We start from the raw sequence: 1,273 nt of genomic DNA on the forward strand, positions 1-1,273 counted from the left end.
TGACGTTGCCCCCAAGTTTTATCCAGTTTTGAGTTCGCTCCAGCGGTTTTGGGTTGCTGTATTCGGGGCGGTAGGGGCGGGTTGCGGTGCAGAGCCGTTCCGGCTACGCAGCACCGCATCACGTCGCGGGTTGATTGTCTGAGCGAACTCGGCAGGCGTCATCCAGCCGAGTCCAGAGTGTGGTCGATGATCGTTGTAATCGCTGCGCCAGTTTAAAAGCGCTGATCGTGCATGGGTCAGTGACGAGAAGAGCGTTTCATTCAGGAGCTCGTCTCGTAGCCGTCCATTGAAGCTTTCGATGAAGGCGTTCTGGATCGGTTTGCCAGGCGCTATATAGTGCCATTCCACTTTGGTTCGATCCGCCCAATGCAGGATTGCGTTACTGGTGAACTCACTGCCGTTGTCACTGACGATCATCTTCGGCTTGCCACGTCTTTCGATGATCCGGTCCAACTCACGGGCAACCCGCAAGCCGGAAAGGGACGTATCGGCGACAAGAGTCAGGCATTCTCTTGTGCAATCATCGACGACCGTAAGCACCCGGAACCTGCGGCCATCGGTGAGCTGATCTGACACGAAGTCCAGCGACCAGCGAACATTGGCAGCCGTCGGGATCAACATCGGCGCTCGGGTGCCTATCGCCCGCTTACGCCCGCCACGCTTGCGTACCGTCAGCTTCTCCTCCCGATAGAGCCGGAAGAGCCGCTTGTGGTTCACAAGGTAACCCTCACGCCTGAGTAGCACTTGAAGACGTCTATATCCAAAGCGGCGACGTTCATGCGCCAGCTCCTTCATCCGCTCGCGAAGGTCATGGTCATCGCTGCGCCTGGTTTCGTAACGGATCGTCATACGGCAAAAACCCATGGCTTTACACGCCCGCCGTTCGCTCATCTGGTGGTGATCCATCAGATGAGCGACAGCTTTCCGCCTTGCTGCGGGCGTCACCACTTCTTTCCCAAAAGGTCTTTCAAAGCGGCGTTGTCGAGCATCGCATCTGCCAGGAGCCGCTTCAGCTTCGTGTTTTCGTCTTCCAGCGTCTTCAACCGCTTGGCCTCGGATACGTCCATGCCGCCGAACTTGGCTTTCCATTTATAGATACTCGCATCGCTGACGCCGTGCTTGCGACAAAGCTCCGCGACAGGCGTGCCCGCCTCGTGCTCCTTCAGAATGCCGATGATCTGTTCGTCTGTAAAACGGTTGCGCTTCATTCTCTGGTCCTCTCAATGGGCCAGAGCTTACTTCAAAATGGATTATTTCAACGGGGCAACGTCAC

The 1,273-nt window shown here is 56.6% G+C and carries 1 protein-coding gene; it reads right to left on the reverse strand.

Translation table 11 applies throughout. The annotated features are described in order from the left end of the window. Positions 1-18: 18 nt before the first annotated feature. Positions 19-1,208, reverse strand: a protein-coding gene (locus HWD97_RS24155; protein WP_371835796.1) for an IS3 family transposase whose coding sequence is annotated in 2 segments (ribosomal slippage) — positions 19-959 and positions 959-1,208 — 1,191 coding nt in all. Because the reading frame shifts where the segments join, the coding sequence is not laid out codon by codon here. Between the last annotated feature and the right edge of the window lie 65 nt (positions 1,209-1,273).

Origin of the sequence: Ochrobactrum sp. C6C9 (assembly GCF_022627935.1) — a bacterium.
Classification (GTDB): domain Bacteria; phylum Pseudomonadota; class Alphaproteobacteria; order Rhizobiales; family Rhizobiaceae; genus Brucella; species Brucella teleogrylli.